Source organism: Stenotrophomonas sp. GW821-FHT09E08 (assembly GCF_059416125.1).
The window spans coordinates 12,452-28,227 of sequence record NZ_JBWKOO010000016.1 but is presented as its reverse complement, the minus strand read 5'-3'; the positions used below and the strand labels follow the sequence as shown (position 1 = coordinate 28,227).

General features: G+C 67.6%; 14 protein-coding genes. 7 read left to right on the top strand and 7 right to left on the bottom strand.

What is annotated here, in order from left to right; all coding sequences use genetic code 11:
- Positions 1–41: 41 nt before the first annotated feature.
- Complete coding sequence (locus tag AC07M7_RS17445; protein WP_495207924.1) at positions 42–458, bottom strand: hypothetical protein; 417 nt, start codon at positions 456–458, stop codon at positions 42–44.
- Between the two features lie 90 nt (positions 459–548).
- On the opposite strand from AC07M7_RS17445, the gene AC07M7_RS17440 reads away from it, so the two are divergent.
- On the top strand, positions 549–824 hold the full coding sequence (locus AC07M7_RS17440; protein ID WP_495207923.1) for a hypothetical protein: 276 nt from the start codon (positions 549–551) through the stop codon (positions 822–824).
- 88 nt (positions 825–912) lie between these two features.
- Here the strand turns inward: AC07M7_RS17440 and dmeF are convergent, their stop codons facing one another.
- Positions 913–1,887: a CDF family Co(II)/Ni(II) efflux transporter DmeF gene (gene dmeF / locus AC07M7_RS17435; protein WP_495207922.1), complete on the bottom strand. Its 975-nt coding sequence runs from the start codon at positions 1,885–1,887 to the stop codon at positions 913–915.
- A gap of 48 nt (positions 1,888–1,935) precedes the next feature.
- Between dmeF and AC07M7_RS17430 the strand changes: the two genes are divergently transcribed.
- Positions 1,936–2,220 (top strand): metal/formaldehyde-sensitive transcriptional repressor, encoded by a 285-nt coding sequence (locus AC07M7_RS17430; RefSeq protein ID WP_046984489.1) that lies wholly within the window; start codon positions 1,936–1,938, stop codon positions 2,218–2,220.
- Positions 2,221–2,345: 125 nt separating this feature from the next.
- Here AC07M7_RS17430 and AC07M7_RS17425 read toward each other — a convergent pair whose 3' ends face one another.
- Positions 2,346–2,720: a MerC family mercury resistance protein gene (locus tag AC07M7_RS17425; RefSeq protein WP_495207921.1), complete on the bottom strand. Its 375-nt coding sequence runs from the start codon at positions 2,718–2,720 to the stop codon at positions 2,346–2,348.
- Positions 2,721–2,789: 69 nt separating this feature from the next.
- Here AC07M7_RS17425 and AC07M7_RS17420 point away from each other — a divergent pair, with 69 nt between their 5' ends.
- Positions 2,790–4,115 carry a GTP-binding protein gene (locus AC07M7_RS17420; RefSeq protein WP_253079186.1) on the top strand — a complete coding sequence of 442 codons (1,326 nt, stop codon included), beginning with the start codon at positions 2,790–2,792 and terminating at the stop codon, positions 4,113–4,115.
- A gap of 104 nt (positions 4,116–4,219) precedes the next feature.
- Here the strand turns inward: AC07M7_RS17420 and AC07M7_RS17415 are convergent, their stop codons facing one another.
- Entirely contained in the window at positions 4,220–5,827 is a 1,608-nt protein-coding gene (locus tag AC07M7_RS17415) for an ABC-F family ATP-binding cassette domain-containing protein (RefSeq protein ID WP_495207920.1), read from the bottom strand.
- A gap of 307 nt (positions 5,828–6,134) precedes the next feature.
- A complete protein-coding gene (locus AC07M7_RS17410; RefSeq protein WP_430766252.1) occupies positions 6,135–7,034 on the bottom strand; it encodes a LysR family transcriptional regulator in 900 nt (299 codons plus the stop codon).
- A gap of 228 nt (positions 7,035–7,262) precedes the next feature.
- Between AC07M7_RS17410 and AC07M7_RS17405 the strand changes: the two genes are divergently transcribed.
- A complete protein-coding gene (locus AC07M7_RS17405) occupies positions 7,263–8,441 on the top strand; it encodes a serine hydrolase domain-containing protein (protein ID WP_495207919.1) in 1,179 nt (392 codons plus the stop codon).
- Positions 8,438–9,622 (top strand): MFS transporter, encoded by a 1,185-nt coding sequence (locus AC07M7_RS17400; RefSeq protein ID WP_495207918.1) that lies wholly within the window; start codon positions 8,438–8,440, stop codon positions 9,620–9,622. Before AC07M7_RS17405 ends, AC07M7_RS17400 begins: the two co-directional genes overlap by 4 nt.
- 314 nt (positions 9,623–9,936) lie before the next feature.
- Here the strand turns inward: AC07M7_RS17400 and AC07M7_RS17395 are convergent, their stop codons facing one another.
- A complete protein-coding gene (locus tag AC07M7_RS17395; RefSeq protein WP_495207917.1) occupies positions 9,937–11,553 on the bottom strand; it encodes an EAL domain-containing protein in 1,617 nt (538 codons plus the stop codon).
- Positions 11,554–11,782: 229 nt separating this feature from the next.
- Here AC07M7_RS17395 and cycA point away from each other — a divergent pair, with 229 nt between their 5' ends.
- Entirely contained in the window at positions 11,783–13,156 is a 1,374-nt protein-coding gene (gene cycA / locus AC07M7_RS17390; RefSeq protein ID WP_004139828.1) for a D-serine/D-alanine/glycine transporter, read from the top strand.
- Between the two features lie 205 nt (positions 13,157–13,361).
- Positions 13,362–14,138 carry a lytic transglycosylase domain-containing protein gene (locus AC07M7_RS17385; RefSeq protein WP_495207916.1) on the top strand — a complete coding sequence of 259 codons (777 nt, stop codon included), beginning with the start codon at positions 13,362–13,364 and terminating at the stop codon, positions 14,136–14,138.
- Positions 14,139–14,232: 94 nt separating this feature from the next.
- Here AC07M7_RS17385 and AC07M7_RS17380 read toward each other — a convergent pair whose 3' ends face one another.
- Positions 14,233–15,753 carry a hypothetical protein gene (locus AC07M7_RS17380; protein ID WP_430766248.1) on the bottom strand — a complete coding sequence of 507 codons (1,521 nt, stop codon included), beginning with the start codon at positions 15,751–15,753 and terminating at the stop codon, positions 14,233–14,235.
- Positions 15,754–15,776: the final 23 nt, after the last annotated feature.

The following is a 15,776-nucleotide window of genomic DNA, read 5'->3' as shown; positions in this document are numbered from 1 at the left end:
GTACCCATAGTGCCCTGCGCCGCCATCAGAATCATTGCGTCTTACGGGCACTTCACTGCATACACCGGCCCGGCCCCGATCAGCATCAACGCCATGTAGTCACTGTCGCTGGCTTTGCCCTTCAGCGTCGCGCCCTTGTTGAAGTGGAAGATGCCGAAGCCGCCGGCCATGCGGATCAAGGCGCTGTCGATCTGTTCGGCGTCGTCGCGGAAGTAGCGGCTGATTTCACTGCGGGTGGCCTTGTGCAGGGCATTCGGCTCGCGCTGCCACTGGTCGCCGCGGCTGAAGGAGACGAAGTACTGGCCGCCTTCCTTCTCGATGCGGAAGTCGGCCGGTTTGCGCGCGCTGGTGGCGAAGCAGCCCTGCAGTGGGTCGGCGGAGAAGGGAAGCCCGGCGTCACCGTTACAGGCAGTGAGCAGCAGGAGTGCACCGGGCAGCAGCAGGCGGAGCATGCGCATGGGATGTCCCGACGGGGCAGGTGCGGCTAGTGTAGGCAGCACACGGGCACGGTCCGTACAGAAATTCGGCAAGCGCAAAGGGGTTTTCGGATGGCGCAGGGCAAGGCACCGTGGTGCGGCGTGGCCAGTTGGCTGGGGATCGTGGTGGGCTGGGCCGCGGGCACCTTGGCAGCGCAGGCGGCAGGAGACAACAGCCTGGCGGCGGGGCTGGGTGTGGGCGTGCTGGGCGCGGCACTGGTGGGTGGTGGCCTGGCGGTAGCTTCGCGCGTGCGCGGTGAGCGCTGGCCGTGGATCGGCATTGCCGGCGCGGTGCTGAGCGCGCTGCCGCTGCTGATGTACCTGCTGCGGATGATGTTGAAGCTCTAGCGGTAGCGCCGGCCGCTGGCCGGCACCAACAGGGTGCATCCGTCGTTCATGAGGTTGCCGGCCAGCGACCGGCACTACCCGGCGTGGATCATGCGCTGCGGTGAATCTCCACCGTCACGTGCACCAGCTCCTCATGAATCGCCAGCGCGTTGCGCACGGTATCGGCATCCAGACTGACGTCGCTGGTGACCACGCTGGCGCTGACCGCGTACTTGCCGCGACCCACTTGCCAGACGTGCAGGTCCGCTAGACGTGCCGGCCACGGACCCTGTTCGATCACTTGGCGGACTTCGGCCACCACCGGTGCATCCATCTGCGCGTCGAGCAGGATACGACCACTGTCACGCAGCAGGCCGATCGCCCAGACAGTAACCAGCACGGCGCCGACCAGGCCCATCACCGGGTCCAGCCAGGTCAGGCCGAGCAGCTTGCCGCCGAGCAGGGCGACGATGGCCAGTACCGAGGTGGCGGCGTCGGCCAGCACGTGCACGTAGGCCGAGCGCAGGTTGAGGTCGTGACCGTGTGCATGGCCGTGATCGTGGTGTTCGTGGTCATGCCCGTGATGATGGCCATGGTCATGCCCGTGGTGATGATGCGCGTGGCCCGGGCTGTCGTGCAGCCACCATGCGCAGAGCAGGTTCACGCCCAGGCCCACCGCAGCGATGGCGATGGCTTCGTTGTAGTGGATGGGGGCGGGCACCCACAGCCGTTCCAGCGATTGCACGGCCATCAATGCGGCGACGCCAAGCAGGGCGATGGCGCTGGTGTAGCCGGCCAGGATCTCGATCTTCCAGGTGCCGAAGGCGAAGCGCCGATCGTGTGCGTAGCGCCGCGCACAGCGGTAGGCGAACACCGAGAGGCCCAGCGCCAGCGCGTGCGAACTCATGTGCCAGCCGTCGGCGAGCACGGCCATGGAGTTGAACCACCAGCCGCCGACGATCTCTACCAGCATCATGGCGACGGTGAGCCACAGGGCGCGGCGGGTATTGCGTTCGGCCAGCGGGTTGCCATCGTCGAAGCGGTGTTCGTGGCGGCGGGCGGCGGCGAGGGCGTCCAATTGCATGGCGGTGGGAGCTGGAGTGGATACCCCCATAGGGTATATGATCCCGCCATGGCCCATGTACACAAGAATCGAAAGCAGCTGCTGACACGGGTACGCCGTATCGCGGGTCAGGTGGCGGCGTTGGAGCAGGCCCTGGACACCCCCGAGGGGGAAGCGGGTGACTGCGCGGACGTGCTGGTGCAGGTGGCCGCCGTGCGCGGTGCAGCCCACAGCCTGCTGATGGAGCTGCTGCACGAGCACCTGCAGGAACACGTGGTGGGTGCCGACGACCCACAGCAGCGGGCCGCCGAGGCCGAAGTGCTGGTGGAGCTGCTGCGCCGCTACGGCAAATAGCAGGGGTAGTGCCGGCCGCTGGCCGGCAACTGCAGGTTGCGTCCGAAGCTCATGCGGTTGCCCGCCAGCGGCCGGCACTACCCGTGGCGTCCGAAGCTCACGCGGTTACCGGCCAGCGGCCGGCGCTACCCCGCGTGCCGGTGCCGCGCGTTCCAGATATGCGTGGCGGCCAGCAGCAGGCTGCCGGTGACGCTCATCGGTGTTTCCCAGGCATGCGTTGGCAGCGCGAGCGCGCCGGCCAGCAGCAGGCCTAGACCCACGCCGGCGGTGGCCCAGGCCAGTACCGGCAGCGGGTGACGGCGCTCGGCCCGCCACAGCGCGTAGCCGGTCAGCGGCAGGGCGATGGCCACGAACAGCAGGTGCACCCATTCCGCTTCGGCCCAGGTGCCGAACAGCGGCAGCGCGGCGGCAAGCAGGGGCAGCGCCAGGCAATGCAGCAGGCACAGGCTGGACAGGGCGACCGCGCCGGCATCAAGCAGGGCAGCAGAAGGCGACTTCATCGGGGGAGGTTCCTTGCGCGACAATTGTTATACAGTAACATTTCCGTTCCGCAGCCAACCCGCTCCGACATGAACACTGTTTCCCGCGCCGACCGTCGCCTTCCGGTCACCGTGCTGTCCGGCTTCCTGGGGGCCGGCAAGACCACCCTGCTCAACCAGATCCTGCGCAACCGCGAGGGCCTGCGTGTGGCCGTCATCGTCAACGACATGAGCGAGGTCAATATCGATGCGCAGCTGGTGCGCGAAGGCGGCGCCGAGCTGCGCCGCACTGAAGAGACGCTGGTGGAGTTCAGTAACGGCTGCATCTGCTGCACGCTGCGCGATGACCTGTTGCAGGAAGTCCGGCGCCTGGCCGATGCCGGCCGCTATGACTATCTGTTGATCGAATCGACCGGGATCGGCGAACCGATGCCGGTGGCCGCCACCTTCGCGGTACGCGACGAGCACGGCTTCAGCCTGAGTGACATCGCGCGCCTGGACACGATGGTGACGGTGGTCGACGGCAGCGCGTTCCTTGCCGACTTCGGTTCGACCCTGCGGCTGGCCGAGCGTGGCCAGCAGGCCGGGCCGGATGACGACCGAGGTGTGGTCGACCTGCTGTGCGAGCAGGTCGAGTTCGCCGACGTGATCGTGGTCAGCAAGGTCGACCAGGTGGACGACGAGGTGCTGCAGGACACGCTGGCAGTACTGCGTGGCTTGAACCGCGACGCCAAGCTGCTGCTGTCCAGCTTCGGCGACGTGCCTCTGGCCGAGCTGCTGGATACCGGCCGCTTCGACATGGAGCGTGCGCAACGCGCGCCGGGTTGGGTGAAGGAGCTGCGTGGTGAGCACACGCCGGAGACCGAGGAGTACGGCATCGGCAGCTTCGTCTACCGCTCGCGTCGTCCGTTCCACCCCGCGCGATTCGCCCGCGCGCTGCAGTCGGGTATGCCCGGCGTGATCCGCAGCAAGGGCTGGTTCTGGCTGGCCAACCGCATGGATTGGGTAGGTGAACTGAACACCGTGGGCGCGGCGACGCGCACGCAGGCGGCGGGCTTCTGGTATGCCGCGCGCGACCGCGTGCGGGCTGGGCTGGAAGACACCACACCGTTGTTGCCGCCGACGCCGTTGCCTTACAGCGACCTGGGATGGGCGCGGCAGCAGGCCGATTGCTGGAGCGCGCCGCTGCCGGGGCTTGAGGAATTCCCGGATTCGGCCGCGCACACGGCGATGCAGCGGCTGTGGCACCCACTGTGGGGTGATCGCCGCCAGGAGCTGGTGGTGATTGGTGTGCACATGGACGAGCGCGCGGTGCGTGCGGAGCTGGATGCGTGCCTGCTCAACGACCAGGAGCTGCGTGCGGGGCCATTGTTGTGGCACCAGTTGCCGCAGGCGTTCCCTGTGTGGAAGCGTTGACGGTGCATTGATGATCCATGGGTTGCCGGCCAGCGGCCGGCACTACCCCTGGTCGATACGTCATGCGTGGATGGATGCATGGCGGAGTCGAGCATGGCTCGACTCTACAGACTGTCGCGCCATTGCCAGCTGTTGGCGGTGACCTGCAATACCTGCGTCGGCCGCAATGCCTGCAGCAGATGCAGGTCGTGGCTGACCATCATCAAGGCACCCGGCCATGCCGCCAGCAGTTCTTCCAGTGCCTGCAATGCGCTTAGGTCCAGTGCATTGCCGGGCTCGTCCAGCAGCAACAGCTGCGGCGCGGGATCGGCGTACAACACGCTGGCCAGTGCGCCTTTCACCCGTTCGCCATCGCTGAGGCTGCTGGCGGGGCGCTGGATGCGCTGTGCGTCCAGACCCAGCAGCGCGAGCCGAGTGCGCAGTTCGCCCGGGTCCGCACCCGGATTGGCGGCCTGTACGCTATCGAGGATGCTGTGCTCGCCGGACAATCCCAGCAGTTGCTGGTCGAGCAGCGCCAGTGGCGCGTGGCGTTGCACCGTGCCATCGCGCGCTCGCAGCTGGCCGGCCAGCACACGCAGCAGGGTGGATTTGCCACTGCCGTTGTCACCGACCACGGCGATGCGCTGGCCGCGACGGATCTCCAGCTGCAACGGGGCACTGCAGCCATGCGGCAGCACCAAGGCCTCGGCCTGCAGCAGGCGCGTGCTGCCACGTTCCCCCGCACCGGCAAACAGCGCCAGCTCCGGTGCCGCATGAACCGCGGATGCCGCTGCACGCAGCTGCTCTGCACTGGCCTGCAGGCGTTCTGACTGCACCTGCTGCGCGCGCCCGTGACTGGCTTCGGCACGCTGCTTCTGCCGGCCGAGCAGGATCGGTGCCTGGTTGGCCTGCTTTGCATCTCGGGTGCCACGTACCTGGCGTTGCTGTTGGCGTTCGTGCTGTTCGCGCGCGCTGCGTTGCTGCTGTCGGTGCTGGGCGCGTGCATGGTCGAGCTGGGCGGCGGCGGCTTCGCGTTCGGCGGCGCGCACTTCGGCATAGTGCTGCCACGCGCCGCCATAGCGATGTAGGCCACGCCCATCGAGTTCGACAATCTGCTGCATGCGGCTCAGCAGCTCGCGGTCATGGCTGATCGCCAGCAGGCCGCCGCGCCATTGCTGCAACTGCTCGTACAGTTGCTGGCGATGACGGGCATCGAGGTGGTTGCTGGGTTCGTCCAGGATCAACCAGTCGGCATCGCTGGCCCACGCGCCGGACAGTGCCACCTGCATCGCCTGGCCGCCGCTGAGGCGCGCAGCAGGGTGGGCGTGATCGAGATCATCGGGCAAGCCCAGCGCCTGCCATTGTTGCTGCAGGCGTTCGCGCAGGTCCCAACGGTCGCCAACGCAGGCGAAGTCGGCCTCGTTGACGCTGCCGGCTTCGATGCGTGCGAGCGCGGACAGCGCTTCACCCACACCGGCCAACTCACCCACGGTGCCGGCTGGTGGATAGCCCGGTGTGGGCAACAGGAACACGCGGCCACTGCCACGCACCTGGCCACTGTCGGGCGACAGCCGCCCGGCCAGCAGGCGTGCGAGCACGCTCTTGCCGGCGCCATTGGCACCGACCAGGCCGGTAGCAACCGGTTCGAAGGAAAACGTCAGATCGGAAAACAGCGGACGGCCGTCGGCCAATCGATACGACACGCGATCGAGCGTGAGGGAATGCGGGGTCATGCGACCTCCATGGATGCCGGGATCTCCCCTGCGCGCAGGGGCGGGAAGAGTCAGGCCGTCTGTTGGGAAGACGGCGGCATCAATGGCGCATTGGTCGCGAGCCTCTGGGAGGAATGAGCGGCCAGTATAGCGGCAGTGGCTGAATGGTCAGGTGTGCGGCCGCCGGGCATGGCCCGGCGCTACCGGTGTTTGGGTGGTTCCGTTGTAGAGCCGAGCCCATGCTCGGCTGCGCTTCGCTTGGCATCTGGTGAGTCGAGGATGGCTCGACCCTACAAGGGCATCCACGCATGGCGTGGATTTGTTGGGCCTACGGCACGGTTTCCAGGCGTTCGCTGACGAAATCGATGAACACCCGCAGCTTCGGCAGCACATGGCGGCCGGAGGGCCACAACAGGTGGAAGATGCCGCAGGAATGCACATGCTCGTCCAGCACGGTGACCAGGCGACCATCGGCCAGCGCATCGCGTACCGAGTGCACTGGAACGAAGGCCAGTCCGATATCGCGCAGTGCCAGTGCCACGCGCGCTTCGATGGTGTTGGCCACCATGTGCACGGGCAGTTCCTGCGGGGCTTCATTGCCGGGCCACTGGATCGGCCACAGCTCCAGCTTGCCGGTGCTGGGGAAGCGGTAGTGCAGCAGGGTGTGTTGGAGCAGGTCGGCCGGCGCACGCGGAACGCCGCGGCGCTGCAGGTACGCCGGCGAGGCAACGATGCGGCGCGGGAACACGCCAAGGCGTCGGGCGTTCATGCGTGAGTCGCTGGGTTCGCCGACGCGCAGCACGGCGTCGAAGCCTTCCTCGATGACATCGACCAGCCGGTCGCTGAAATCCAGGTCCAGACGGATGTCCGGGTAGGCGGCCATGAACTCGGCCATCAGCGGCAGGGTGAGATCACCCACCAGCGGCAGGCCGATGCGCAGCGTGCCGCTCGGTGCGGCATGCGGCTGCGCCAGTTCGGTGCGCGCGGCATCGCGCTCGTCGAGGATGCGCCGGCAGCGCGCCAGGAACAGCTGGCCCTCGGCGGTGAGGGTGATGCTGCGCGTGCTGCGGTGGAACAGGCGCACGCCCAGTGCGTGCTCCAACCGCGCAACGCACTTGCCGGCGGCCGAGGCGGAGATGCCCTGCACGCGGCCGGTGTCGACGAAGCTGCGGGTGTCGGCGGCATGCACGAAAGTCTGCAGATTGGCGAGGTTGTCCAGGACTGACATGGGCGTGTGGGGGAATGAAAGCGGCAGGGTAGGTGGCTGCGATCACGTGGGAAGGCACCGCCACCGCAACACTGTGGTGCGGGGCGGCGCGGCGACCGTTGCGGCCTTGCAGTTCCGGCCATCATGCCGATTGCGGACTGCACGGTCCATGATGCCCGGAGCGGCAACCGGCTTTTTGCACGGTGACATGCTGCCTAACGTGGCGGCCTCTCCCCACGGATCACCGCGATGAACGCTGCCCTTTCCCTTGACCGCGCGCCGGCCCTGCCGTCGGTACAGCGGTTGCTGCAGCAGGTCCACCCACAACGCCTGGTCGGCGCGGTGGTGCTGGTGCGCGAGCACGGCGTGCTGCGTCATGCCAGCGCCACCGGCCTGGCTGATCGCGAGTCGGCCACGATGATGCGCCGCGACCAGCTGTTCCGGCTGGCATCGGTGAGCAAGCCGCTGCTGACCACGGTGATCCTGCGCCTGGTGGCCGATGGCGTGCTGGACCTGGATGCGCCGGTACAGCGCTGGTTGCCGGACTTCCGTCCGGCGCTGGCCGATGGCAGCACGCCGCCGATCAGCCTGCGCCAACTGCTCAGCCACAGCAGCGGGCTGGGTTACCGCTTCCTCGAAGCCGATGCGGATGGCCCGTACGCACGGGCCGGCGTCAGCGATGGCATGGATGCGAATCCGCTGACGCTGGCCGACAACGTGCATCGCATCGCGCAGGCGCCGCTGTTGTTCGCACCGAGCAGCCAATGGATGTACTCGCTGGGCGTGGATGTGGCCGGTGCCGTGGCCGAAGCCGCGACCGGTGAAACCCTGCAATCCCTTTACGCGCGCCTGCTGGCCGCACCACTGGGGCTGGCCGACACCGCATTCGCGACCACCAACGCGGCGCGGCTGGCCACGCCGTATGTGAGTGACGCACCGCAGCCGCATCGCCTGCAGGAGGGCGAGGTGGTCGCACCCTTCGAAGGTACGGTCGGCATCGAGTACAGCCTCGATCGTGCTACCGATGCCAGTCGTTACCCCTCGGCCGGTGCTGGACTGATTGGAAGCGCCGACGAGGTGATGGCGGTGCTGGAAGCACTGCGTGACGTACAGGCCTCGAATCTGTTGCCGCCCGCGCTGGTGGCGGAGATGGCCACTCCGCAGGTGGGCGAGCAGGGGCCGCCGGAGCCGGCCGGCTGGGGCTTCGGGCTGGGATTTGCGGTGCTGCGCGATGCCGCCGCCAGTGGCACGCCACAAAGCGAAGGCAGCTGGCGCTGGGGCGGTGCCTACGGCCACAGCTGGTTCGTTGATCCCGCGCGCGGACTGAGCGTGGTGGCGCTGACCAACACCCTGTACGAAGGCATGGATGGCGCCTTCGTCGATGAACTGCGTGACGCCGTCTATGCCGATCTGGAGGCTGCGCGATGAGCGGCCATGCCATTGATGCGGCGAGTCCTGCCGGCGAAGCTACACGCCTGCCGTGGGCCGGCCTGCTGGCGCTTGCGGGTGGCGGCTTCATCACCCTGCTGACCGAGACCCTGCCGGCCGGTGTGCTGCGACCGATGGGCGAGAGCCTGGGTGTGAGTGATGCGGCGGTGGGCCAGCTGGTCAGCGTGTATGCGCTGGGATCGGTGATGGCCGCACTGCCGATGACCGCGTTGACCCAGCGCCTGCCACGACGCCCCTTGTTGCTGGCCGCCATTGCCGGCTTCGTGGTGGTCAACACGCTGACCGCAGTGAGCAGCAGCTATCCGCTGATCCTCGCCGCGCGCTTCCTTGCTGGCGTCTGTGGTGGCCTGCTGTGGTCGCTGGTGGCCGGCTACGCCGCTCGCATGGTGGTGCCGTCACTGCAGGGCCGCGCGATTGCGGTGGCGATGGTCGGTTCACCGTTGGCGCTGTCGCTGGGTGTACCGGCGGGCACGTTGCTGGGCCAACAGATCGGCTGGCGCTGGGCATTCGCGTTGATGAGCGTGCTGGGTGTCGGGCTGCTGGCGTACGCGCGCCGGACACTGCCGGCGTTGCCGTCTGCCGGTGCCGGCCAGCGCATGTCACTGGGCACGGTGTGGCGCATGCCCGGCGTACGCAGCGCGCTGGCGGTGATGGTGCTGTACGTGCTGGCGCACAACGTGCTGTACACCTACATCGAACCGCTGGCGGTGGACGCCGGTGCCGGTCCATGGCTGGACCGCCTGCTGCTGGCCTTCGGTGTGGCTGCCATCGTCGGTATCGGCATTGCCGGTTGGGGCGTGGATCGCCACTTGCGTGCGCTGGTGTGGGCGGCGGTGATCGGCTTCCTGCTGCCGGTGCTGGCCCTGCTGCTATGGCCGGGACAGGCAACGGCGCTGCTGCTGGCGACGATCCTGTGGGGCGTGGCGTTCGGCGCTGTGCCAACCCTGTTCCAGACCGCACTGGCACGTCGCGCGGGTGCTGCCGCGGATCTGGCGCAGTCGATGCTGGTGACCGGCTGGAACCTGGCGATTGCCGGCGGTGGCGTAGCGGGTGGCGTGCTGCTGCAGGCCAGCGGCCCGAGCCAGCTGGGCTGGCTGCCGTTGCTGTTGCTGGCGGTGAGCGTGGCCTGGCTGCTGGCACGGCCGAAGGCCTGGGCGTAGGCGTTGATCAGAGATGGCGCGGTGCCGGCCAGCGGCCGGCACGACCGTGGTCCACGCAATCCACGCATGGCGTGGATCCACCGAGCGCAGCGACCCGCGTTTGCTTTTGCTTTCTTCTGTTGATTCCGTGGTGGGACGCCGCCGGAACCTGTCAGAGGCCGGGGCGGTCGGGTTCGCGGGGGTGTCTGCGGCATGGATGCCGCGGCCAAGCCCCCATGGACGGGTTTACGGCGTCCCCCGCGAACCCGACCGTCCCGGCCAACCCCGGGATAGCCGTACGCGACCCACCACGAGGGGCGCCGCCGTTGGCCGTCCTACTCGATCCCCTCACGCTCGATCGGCACACTCCGCGGGTTCTGCATGTGCTCCCGCGCCGCGCCATAGCGCTGCTGCCGCTTCTGATGGAACACCACGAACTCATCCCGTGGCAGCGGCCGCGAGAACAGCCAACCCTGCGCGAACTCGACCTTCCGGGTATGCAGATACGCCAACTGTGCCTCGGTCTCCACGCCCTCGGCGACCACCCACAGGCCCAGCTCCTTGGCCATGTCGATGATGTGCGGCGTGACCGGACTGGTCGCACTCTCGGTGTCGATCGCATCGATGAACGACTTGTCGATCTTCAGTGCATCCAGTGGCAGCTGCTCCAGGTACTGCAGGCTGGAAAAGCCCACGCCGAAGTCATCGATCGCCACGCTGTGGCCGGCCCGGCGTGCCTGCGCCAGCATCGTGCGTGCGCGGTCCAGGTCGAGGAAGCCGTGCTCGGTCGCTTCCATCCAGATCTGCTGCGGCAGGATGCCGCTGCCGGCCATGTGCTTGGCGATCAACTTCAATGCACGACCACTGCTGATGTCCTCGGCGGCGAGATTGATCGCGATGTGCGCGCTGCGGTCGGCCACCAGCAGCTCGCGCATGTCGCGCACCACGTTCTCGATCACCAGGTCGGTGATCGCGCCGATCATGCCGGTCTCTTCGGCCAGGGGAATGAACAGGTCGGGGCGGACCTGGGTGCCATCCTGACGCTGCCATCGAATCAATGCTTCGGCGCCCACGCAGATGCCGGTATCCAGTTCGATGATCGGCTGGTAGTGCAGGTACAGCTCGCGGCGGCGGATCGCGGTGGCCAGTTCGCCGCGCAGGGACAGCCGGCGGCGCGACAGCCAGATCACCAGGCCGGCACCCACGGCAGCCATCAGCAACCCGAGCGGCACGTACAGCCATGCCTGCTGGCGGAAGGTGGCGGCCAGTGCCGTGCGTGGCGTGGTGGCGATCGCCAGCCATTCGCCATTGCGGGCGGTGGCGTAGAGGGTGTTGCGGTCAAGCCCTTCGCCCGGGTTGCGCAGCAGGGTCTCCAGCAGCGCCGGATCCATGCCGTCCTGCTTGGCCAGCAGGCGGCCGTCCGGGCTGGCCAGGGCCAGGCGCACGTTGGGGTCGGCGATGACATCGACGAAACGGCGCGGGTCGACCAGCACGTCGTAGGCGCCGTACAGGATCGACAGCACCTGGCGGCGCCCGCTGGTTTCGGGGCGCACGTCCACCGCGATGCCGGCCCCTTCGCTGGTCACATGATCGGCCTTGGGCTGCTTCACATCGGCCAGGAACGGGCCCCACGACGTGCAGCGCAGCGTGCCGCCTTCGAAATAGCCCATCTGGTCGATCGACGGCGTGGTCATCACCAGGGTCTGCATGCGCCGGATATGGTCCGGGCTGCACGGCACGTGGACGCCTGCCTCCGCCGACTTCAGCGCGGCCAGCGCGTCATGGTAGGACTGGTCGGAACGGCGCAGTGCGCGGCCGGCGATGTCGCGCAGGCGCTGCTGCTCGACACTGACCGCACGGTCCCAGGTGGCATAGGCCATCACCGCGATCGGCACAGCCGCGGCCAGCAGCGCCAGCGCGGTGCCACCAATGATGATGCGCAGGCGGCTCATGGCTGGAGCTCCGGCGGGGCAGGCAGGTCAGGGCGCATGGTCAGGGCCGGTCCTTGGGCAGGTGCGGCTATCTGAGCATGGCGCCGGGCCGGGCGGAATGGGACGAATCCGGTATTCGGTCACAATGTGGTGAAAGCGACCGCCATTGACGTAATCGGGCCATCCGGCGCTGGCGCTCCTGGCCGGGGAGGACTAACGTCGAACGCTTCGCCCGCCCCAGTCCACGCCCATGACCGAGCCCGCAACGCCCCCCGAGCACCTGCGCCGCAGCCTGTCCAACCGCCACCTGCAGCTGATCGCCATCGGCGGTGCCATCGGCACCGGCCTGTTCATGGGCTCGGGCAAGACCATCAGCCTGGCCGGCCCGTCCATCGTCTTCGTCTACCTGATCATCGGCGCGATGCTGTTCTTCGTGATGCGCGCGATGGGCGAGCTGCTGCTGTCCAACCTGCAGTACAAATCCTTCATCGACTTTTCCACCGACCTGCTAGGTCCCTGGGCCGGCTTTTTCTGTGGATGGACGTACTGGTTCTGCTGGATCGTCACCGCCATCGCCGATGTGATCGCCATTGCCGCCTATGCGCAGTTCTGGTTCCCGGGGCTGGATGCCTGGATACCGGCACTGGCCTGCGTGATGCTGTTGCTGGCGCTGAACCTGGTGACGGTGAAGCTGTTCGGCGAAATGGAATTCTGGTTCGCGCTGATCAAGATCGTGGCGATCTGTGCGCTGATCATCACCGGTGCGGGCCTGGTGGCGTGGGGCTTCACTTCGCCCAGCGGCCATACCGCCGCGCTGTCCAACCTGTGGAATGACGGCGGCATGTTCCCGATGGGCCTGGTCGGCTTCTTTGCTGGTTTCCAGATCGCGGTGTTCGCCTTCGTCGGCATCGAGCTGGTTGGCACCACCGCCGCCGAGACCGCCAACCCCGAGCGCAACCTGCCCAAGGCGATCAACTCGATCCCGGTTCGCATCATCATCTTCTACGTGCTGGCGCTGATCGCGATCATGGCGGTCACCCCGTGGCGCCAGGTGGTGCCGGACAAGAGCCCGTTCGTGCAGCTGTTCGTGCTGGCCGGCATCCCCGCCGCGGCCAGCCTGATCAACTTCGTGGTGCTGACCTCGGCCACGTCTTCGGCCAACAGCGGCATCTTCTCCACCAGCCGCATGCTGTACGGCCTGGCCGAGGAAGGCCACGCGCCGCGCGGGTTGTCGAAATTGTCACGCGCCGCAGTGCCCGCCCGTGGTCTGCTGTTCTCCTGCCTGTGCCTGCTCGGCGGCACGCTGCTGATCTACCTGATCCCCAACCTGGTGACCGCCTTCACCCTGGTCACCACGCTGGCGACGGTGCTCTTCATCTTCGTCTGGTCGCTGATCCTGGTGGCCTACATGGTCTACCGTCGCCGCTACCCGGAGCGCCACGCCGCCTCGATCTTCAAGATGCCCGGCGGCGTTGCGATGTGCTGGGCCTGCCTGGTGTTCTTCGCAGGCGTGCTGGTACTGCTGAGCCTGCAGGCCGACACCCGCCAGGCCCTGATCGCCAGCCCGGCGTGGTTCGTGCTGCTGGGCGTGGGGTATTGGGTGCGTCGCAGAACGGCGAAATGACCGGGAATGCGGGGTTTCGGGAACGTCGGGAATCGGAAATCGGTAGAGTCGACTGTTAGTCGACTGCTCTTCCATGGGCCTCCGGAAAACCCCGCGCTGCGCGCGATAGTCGACTAACAGTCGACTCTACCGGTGCCGATGCCGGGATCCGTCCCATCCCCCATTCACTTGGTGTTAGCGGGCGCGGCCGGATCATCCGGCCGCCATGTCCCGCCACCCCTTCCTGCTCGCGCTGTTGCTGCTGCCCAGCCTGTGGCCCGGGCTGGCCGCCGCACGCACGGTCTACCGCTGCGTGCAGGGCAATACGGTCAGCCTGGCCACCGCTCCCGAACCCGGCTCGCGCTGCACGCCGAAGGAGATCGACGACAACGCCGTCCAGGCCCCGAACCTGTGGGGCAACATGGGCGTGTTCAGTGGCGTGCTGTACGAACGCGAGCAGGACGGCGCTCTGGTCTATTCCACCCGCAACCTGCCCGGTTCGCGGGTGTTCCTGAAGTTCACCGTGGCCACGCCACCGGGTGAGCCCGCGCACGAAGGACTGGGCAAGGTCGGCAAGCCGCAGCTGGCGCAGCATGCCAAGCAGTTCAAGGCCGCTGCCAAGGCCACCGGCGTGGATGACGCATGGTTGCGCGCGATCGCCCACGCCGAAAGCAATTTCGACGCGCTGGCGGTCTCGACCAAGGGCGCACAGGGCGTGATGCAGCTGATGCCGGATACCGCGCAGGAGTACGGGGTGAGCGATCCGTTCTCGCCGCAGCAGTCGATCGATGGCGGCGCCCGCTACATGCACGCGCTGCTGCGCCGCTACAACGGTGATCGGCCACTGGCCGCTGCCGCCTACAACGCCGGCATCGGAGCGGTCACCCGCTACAAGGGCGTGCCGCCCTATGCCGAGACCCTGGCCTACGTGGACAAGGTGATGGCCCTGTATGCGCGCTACCGCGAAGCGATGGGCATCCGTACCGAAGTGCCCGCGCGATAGGCTGGCGGTGCTGGATGTGTCGTGTAGAGCCGAGCCCATGCTCGGCTCATGGTGCCGGCAGCCGAGCATGGGCTCGGCTCTACAGGGCGTCTGCTCAGCGTGAGGTCGCGCTGCCGACCAGTTCGTAGCGTTCGATGCGGCCGACGCGGGTGATTTCTGCCTGCACGTCGGCGCGCTGCTTCAGCGCACGCCAGGCCGCATCGATCTTCACGTCACCCGGCAGCGACGGATAGGTACGCATGTCCTGCAGGCTGGCCAGTGTTTCGCCACGCTCGACGGGGGAGCGCAGTTGTTCGATCAGCACGGCGGCCGCGCCATCCAGATTGCCCTCGTCCAGCAGCATTTCGCGATGGAACAGGCGGGCGTCATCGCCCTCGGCGAGGATCGCCGCGCGAGCGACGTCCATTGCCTTGGCATCGCCACGTTCGCGCGCGGCGGCAAACTGCAGCAACGCCTGTGCTGCCTTGCCGTAGCCGCCGAGGCCCGGCATGTCATTCACCGCTGCGGTGGCGTCCTGCAGGCGGCCCAGCGAGCTGAGCACGAAGCCGACGTTGAACTGGTGCTCGGCGCCATCCGGGCCCAGCGCACCGATGCGCGCAGCCAGCTTCGCGGTGGCCAGCGCGTCGTCGGTGCGTCCCAACCGACGCAGCGCGGTGAACCGGCTGTTGAGCAGCCACGCGACCCATTCGGCTTCGGCCGCCGACGGGGATTCACCTTCGGCCGCTGCGCGGGCCATGCCATCGGTCAGGGCCAGGACTTCCTCGTTGCGGTCGAGCATCAGCAGCGTATTGCTGAACTCTGCCATGCGCGCGTCCAGGGCGCGGTCGAGCAGGCCGGACACGCGCAGCTCATCGAGATGCTTCTGTGCGGCCTGCACCGGATCGAAGCGTGCATCGCCGCGGTCGACATAGCGATCGAAGCGCTTGTCACTGCGCAGGCGGATGATTTCGGCCGGGCCATTGATGCGTGCCAGCGTGGCCGGGATGCCGTCGCCGCGACCGTTGTCGGCCTGCAGCGTGGCCAACGCCAGCCACAGCCCGGTCGGCTCCACGCCACCGCCTTTCCAGCCGTTGTCGAACAGTGCCTGCAGCAGTTCCATGCGTCGCTGTGGCTGGTCGCGCAGGCGGTACTGCAGGTAATTGATCGGCTGGCGCTCGATCGGCAGCGGGCCCTCGGCGTGCTTCAGTGCCTGAACCAGGTACCGGGTAGCCGGAGCCGGCTGGTTTTCGGAAAGTTCCAACGACACCAGGGTCAGCAGGATCTGTGCATCGTCCGGCAACGATTCCTGCGCCTGTTGCAGATAGCGCCGGGCCTGTGCCGGCTTCTTCTGCATCAATGCGGTCCAGCCCGCTACCTGCGCGGCGCGACCACGATGCTCGGCATCGAAATCATCCAGCAGCGGATCTTCCATCAGCTGTTCCATGGCGATCAACGCGCCCAGCGTATTGCCGCTGCGTGACTGCTGGATCGCTTCGTCCCAACGGGTGGCATAGGCCGTATGCACCGCGTCGCTGGTGACGGACGGCTTCTGTGGCGCCACCGCGATGGAGGCGGAGGCAGGGGCAACCGACAGGGCGGCGAGCAGCAGGGCAGTGAGGGGGAGAAGGCGGGGCATGGAGATTCTCCATCCGTGGGAAG

Coding starts and splice junctions, on each gene's coding strand:
- AC07M7_RS17445 (WP_495207924.1), bottom strand. CDS start 458: ATGCGCATGCTCCGCCTGCTGCTGCCCGGTGCACTCCTGCTGCTCACT.
- AC07M7_RS17440 (WP_495207923.1), top strand. CDS start 549: ATGGCGCAGGGCAAGGCACCGTGGTGCGGCGTGGCCAGTTGGCTGGGG.
- dmeF (WP_495207922.1), bottom strand. CDS start 1,887: ATGCAATTGGACGCCCTCGCCGCCGCCCGCCGCCACGAACACCGCTTC.
- AC07M7_RS17430 (WP_046984489.1), top strand. CDS start 1,936: ATGGCCCATGTACACAAGAATCGAAAGCAGCTGCTGACACGGGTACGC.
- AC07M7_RS17425 (WP_495207921.1), bottom strand. CDS start 2,720: ATGAAGTCGCCTTCTGCTGCCCTGCTTGATGCCGGCGCGGTCGCCCTG.
- AC07M7_RS17420 (WP_253079186.1), top strand. CDS start 2,790: ATGAACACTGTTTCCCGCGCCGACCGTCGCCTTCCGGTCACCGTGCTG.
- AC07M7_RS17415 (WP_495207920.1), bottom strand. CDS start 5,827: ATGACCCCGCATTCCCTCACGCTCGATCGCGTGTCGTATCGATTGGCC.
- AC07M7_RS17410 (WP_430766252.1), bottom strand. CDS start 7,034: ATGTCAGTCCTGGACAACCTCGCCAATCTGCAGACTTTCGTGCATGCC.
- AC07M7_RS17405 (WP_495207919.1), top strand. CDS start 7,263: ATGAACGCTGCCCTTTCCCTTGACCGCGCGCCGGCCCTGCCGTCGGTA.
- AC07M7_RS17400 (WP_495207918.1), top strand. CDS start 8,438: ATGAGCGGCCATGCCATTGATGCGGCGAGTCCTGCCGGCGAAGCTACA.
- AC07M7_RS17395 (WP_495207917.1), bottom strand. CDS start 11,553: ATGAGCCGCCTGCGCATCATCATTGGTGGCACCGCGCTGGCGCTGCTG.
- cycA (WP_004139828.1), top strand. CDS start 11,783: ATGACCGAGCCCGCAACGCCCCCCGAGCACCTGCGCCGCAGCCTGTCC.
- AC07M7_RS17385 (WP_495207916.1), top strand. CDS start 13,362: ATGTCCCGCCACCCCTTCCTGCTCGCGCTGTTGCTGCTGCCCAGCCTG.
- AC07M7_RS17380 (WP_430766248.1), bottom strand. CDS start 15,753: ATGCCCCGCCTTCTCCCCCTCACTGCCCTGCTGCTCGCCGCCCTGTCG.